The organism is Aquisalimonas sp. (assembly GCF_007120195.1).
In the GTDB taxonomy this organism is placed as follows: domain Bacteria; phylum Pseudomonadota; class Gammaproteobacteria; order Nitrococcales; family Aquisalimonadaceae; genus Aquisalimonas.
Map to the genome: position 1 here is coordinate 1 of NZ_SKOG01000178.1, position 2,984 is coordinate 2,984.

5 protein-coding genes and 2 pseudogenes are annotated in these 2,984 nt (G+C 63.4%); 1 reads left to right on the forward strand and 6 read right to left on the reverse strand.

Annotated elements, in window-relative coordinates; all coding sequences use genetic code 11:
- Positions 1 to 503, forward strand: a 503-nt coding sequence (locus QZT63_RS13165; RefSeq protein WP_290651894.1) for a transposase, incomplete at its 5' end; no start/stop codon positions are given.
- A gap of 217 nt (positions 504 to 720) precedes the next feature.
- Here the strand turns inward: QZT63_RS13165 and QZT63_RS13170 are convergent.
- The 6 genes and pseudogenes from QZT63_RS13170 to QZT63_RS20115 form a co-directional block, all read right to left on the reverse strand.
- Positions 721 to 935 (reverse strand): annotated as a pseudogene (locus QZT63_RS13170) (hypothetical protein); the annotation flags it as partial.
- A gap of 10 nt (positions 936 to 945) precedes the next feature.
- Positions 946 to 1,218, reverse strand: a complete 273-nt coding sequence (locus QZT63_RS13175; RefSeq protein ID WP_290651896.1) for a hypothetical protein — start codon at positions 1,216 to 1,218, stop codon at positions 946 to 948.
- The gene (locus QZT63_RS13180; RefSeq protein ID WP_290651898.1) at positions 1,215 to 1,433 is read right to left on the reverse strand and encodes a DUF3565 domain-containing protein; all 219 of its coding nucleotides are present in this window, start codon (positions 1,431 to 1,433) and stop codon (positions 1,215 to 1,217) included. Before QZT63_RS13180 ends, QZT63_RS13175 begins: the two co-directional genes overlap by 4 nt.
- On the reverse strand, positions 1,430 to 1,987 hold the full coding sequence (locus QZT63_RS13185; protein WP_290651900.1) for a hypothetical protein: 558 nt from the start codon (positions 1,985 to 1,987) through the stop codon (positions 1,430 to 1,432). Before QZT63_RS13185 ends, QZT63_RS13180 begins: the two co-directional genes overlap by 4 nt.
- Positions 1,981 to 2,340 carry a hypothetical protein gene (locus QZT63_RS13190; protein ID WP_290651902.1) on the reverse strand — a complete coding sequence of 120 codons (360 nt, stop codon included), beginning with the start codon at positions 2,338 to 2,340 and terminating at the stop codon, positions 1,981 to 1,983. The genes QZT63_RS13185 and QZT63_RS13190 overlap by 7 nt, the downstream gene beginning before the upstream one ends.
- Positions 2,341 to 2,368: 28 nt before the next feature.
- Positions 2,369 to 2,590, reverse strand: a pseudogene (locus QZT63_RS20115) (heavy-metal-associated domain-containing protein); the annotation flags it as partial.
- Positions 2,591 to 2,984: the final 394 nt, after the last annotated feature.

A 2,984-nucleotide genomic window follows, 5' to 3' on the forward strand; every position in this document is an offset into this window, starting at 1 on the left:
ACCCCAGGCCAGGCAACGGCGAACGCGACAAGCTCCCGATCACCGTGGTCCATGCCGTGGAGAACGCGCCGCCGAACGGCGAGAAGCCGATCGAGTGGTTCGTGCTTACCACCCTCACCGTGGATTCGCCCGAGCAGGCCGCCGAGATCCTGCGTTGGTACAGCCTGCGCTGGCGGATCGAAGACTGGCACCGGGTGCTGAAGTCGGGTTGCAAAATCGACAAGCTCGGCCATCACAGCGCCGAGCGGCTCAAGCGAGCGATTGCCATCCGCATGGTCATCGCTTGGCGGGTGATGCTGATGACCCTGCTCGGCCGGGAGGTGCCCGAGCTGCCGGCGCGGCTGCTGTTCTCCGACGTCGAGCTCCGCGTGCTGGGTGACTTTGCCCAGACCCGCGACGTCCACGCCCTCGACCCACCCAACTCGGGGAAGCTGTGCGGCTGGTCGCGATTCTCGGGGGCTATCTCAATCGCAACCACGACCCCCCACCCGGTCACGAGTTGATGTGGCACGGCTACACCAAGCTCACCGCCATGGCGATGGCCTACCAACTGAGAGACGAGGTCGACCAATGAGTCAACCCATCCGTATCACGACTGGCCCGCTACGACTTGTGGGTAACGGGCAGAGCTAGCGCAATGTGTCTGCTGTGACAATGAGGCCTTGAGCACCGGGTGTCTAAGGTGTCTGGCTGGTCGGATTCTGTGTGGCGGTGATACTCGCCTGATCGTTCAGGCTGATAAACGAGCATCGTCGAAGCAGACTCGGAGAACGCCACCACCAGGCATTGGCCATTCGATTTCCTCGGGCTCCGCTCGCCAGTTCGGATTCCAGCTTGGCCTTGCGGGGAAAGGCACCGTCAGGCAAGGAGTCCATCCATCTACCAAGCCTGTCGGCGTCGCGAGATGAGATGCTGATTTCTGGTCTGGTACTCATTTATATTTGCTCATCCTGCTCCTGCCAGCAGGCCCAAGGCTTCCGTGTTCGGGGGTGGGCAGGGATCGGCGCCAATCTCCTCGGCGACCGCCTTCGCACCGGGGCTGAAGTAAACGATGACGTCGCAATGTAATCGACCTTCTGATACATGCCGCACGTAGAGCGCCATGCCCGGAGGGCGGCCGCGTTGCCGATAGAGCCGGTCGAAACGTCGTTTCACGTCGACCAGATCGTCATCTGCCATCATGGCGTCACCGAGGTTCATAACGTGCCACGACGTCACGGTCGACTCCTTGTGCGAGCGGGCGGTTCGCCGTCTTCGCAGCGCTTGCACCACAGCCTGTAGCCTAGCATGGAGGCCCTGCCCTCGGGCGTCGTCACCCACGGGCGTTGGATCCACGGTGGGCGATGTCGTACGTGCTGGGTGTGGCCGCACTCCAAGTCCGCCACCCAGTGGTCCTCGTCGTCGGTGTGAAAACCGATGATCGCGCGTCTCATGGCAGGCCCTCTTTCACTGCCGGCGCGCGGCGCGTATTCGGTTCCACATCTCTACTCCCCGGATGCAGTGCCAGCCGCGAGGAGTTCCCGAGCACACACAGCGTGCTTGCTCCCATGGCGACCACCGCGATTGTCTGGTGAACGTAACCCATGACTTCGGCGGGCAGGGCAATCATGTTGTAGACCACCGCCCAGGAGTGGTTCTGCAGCATGGCACGCCGGGCGCGTTGAGCAATCGCCAGTGCGTCCGGTAGACGATGCATCGCCCGCAGGCAGCGGTTCCGTGTGCGACGCCCCGTCAGCATGGAGTGATCCACCCAGGATTGCCCGGAGACGATCACACCCTCGACGGGGATGCGCTCGTCAGCCCCGACCCGCACTTCATCGCCGACGCCAATCTCCGCGACCGGTACGGGTTCCGACTTGCTGTCGCTAGCGCTCGGACGTTGTGCCGTTTCCGGTACCGCACGGAGGTAGGCGCGCACGGAACGCCCCGCGTCGCGCCGCACGCGCAGGTCCACCAGGCGTGCGGTGAGCTGGAATGTGATCAGCATGACCACCACGAGTAGACGATGTCGGAGCCCACCGCCAGTTGCCATAGCGACACCGGCACCGCGGCGAGCACCGCCATAGTGATGAGCGCGTCCATGCCGGGTACGCCCGCACGGAGTGTTCGCCAGCCTGCAACGTAGAAGTGAAAGCCCGAATAGAGTATGGCGGGCAGGCTCAGAACGCCGGAGGCCGTCGCCAGGAACCATCGTGCCTCAGTTTCCATCGGCGTGAGTGGGCCGAAGTAGATCAGCAGGGCGGCCATCATGCTCCACATGCCGAAGCACACGGCGACGGCCAGGTGGATCTGCAGATCGCGCGCGCATTGGTCCGGCCCGGGGTGCCTCGGGCGCCTCATCGACGGGAATGGCCCGGTAGCCGAGCCGTTGCGCCGCTTGCTGGAGCCGGGGCAGGGCGGTGACGGCCGCGTCCCAGCGAACCGTTGCGGCGTCGGCGGCGAAATTGACACCGGCCTCGATGACCCCCGGCTGGCGCTGCAGGACCGCCGCCACCGCGGCGGCCCAGCTACCGCACTTCATGCCTTCTATGACGAGGGCGGTCTCCTGCGCGTCCGGAGTGCATCCGGTAGGCATGGCTGGTGCGGTCATGGCTCGGGTGCGTCGAACTCCGCCCGGAGGGAGTCCGCCGTCCAGGTGCCAGGGTCAAGGAACTGCTCCAGGTAGCGCTCCACCAGTTCCACATCCACATCGTCTGACGTTCACCGCGCAAGGCTTTCAGGTGCTCCCTGCCGGAGGTTACCTTGTACGTAACGTGGCGATGCTTTTCGATGCCTATAACGGTCCGGCGTCGCAGAAGCGTTTTTCCCGGGTGATCTGAGAACAGGCAAAATGACTGGCGAAATGAAAGATGTGGATCGTGTATTCAGCCCTTTTTTCCTGGGTGCCTATGGTGAAAATGACGAGCTGTTCGAGAAACTGATTCTCGAGTTCTTTCGCGATCACATTTACTGGCGTCGGAATATCCATCCCCAGGACACGCCTC

What these genes read in the sequence shown, in the direction of transcription:
- QZT63_RS13185 (WP_290651900.1), bottom strand. Translation starts at nt 1,987, where the DNA reads ATGCTGATCACATTCCAGCTCACCGCACGCCTGGTGGACCTGCGCGTG.
- QZT63_RS13190 (WP_290651902.1), bottom strand. Translation starts at nt 2,340, where the DNA reads ATGAGGCGCCCGAGGCACCCCGGGCCGGACCAATGCGCGCGCGATCTG.
- QZT63_RS13180 (WP_290651898.1), bottom strand. Translation starts at nt 1,433, where the DNA reads ATGAGACGCGCGATCATCGGTTTTCACACCGACGACGAGGACCACTGG.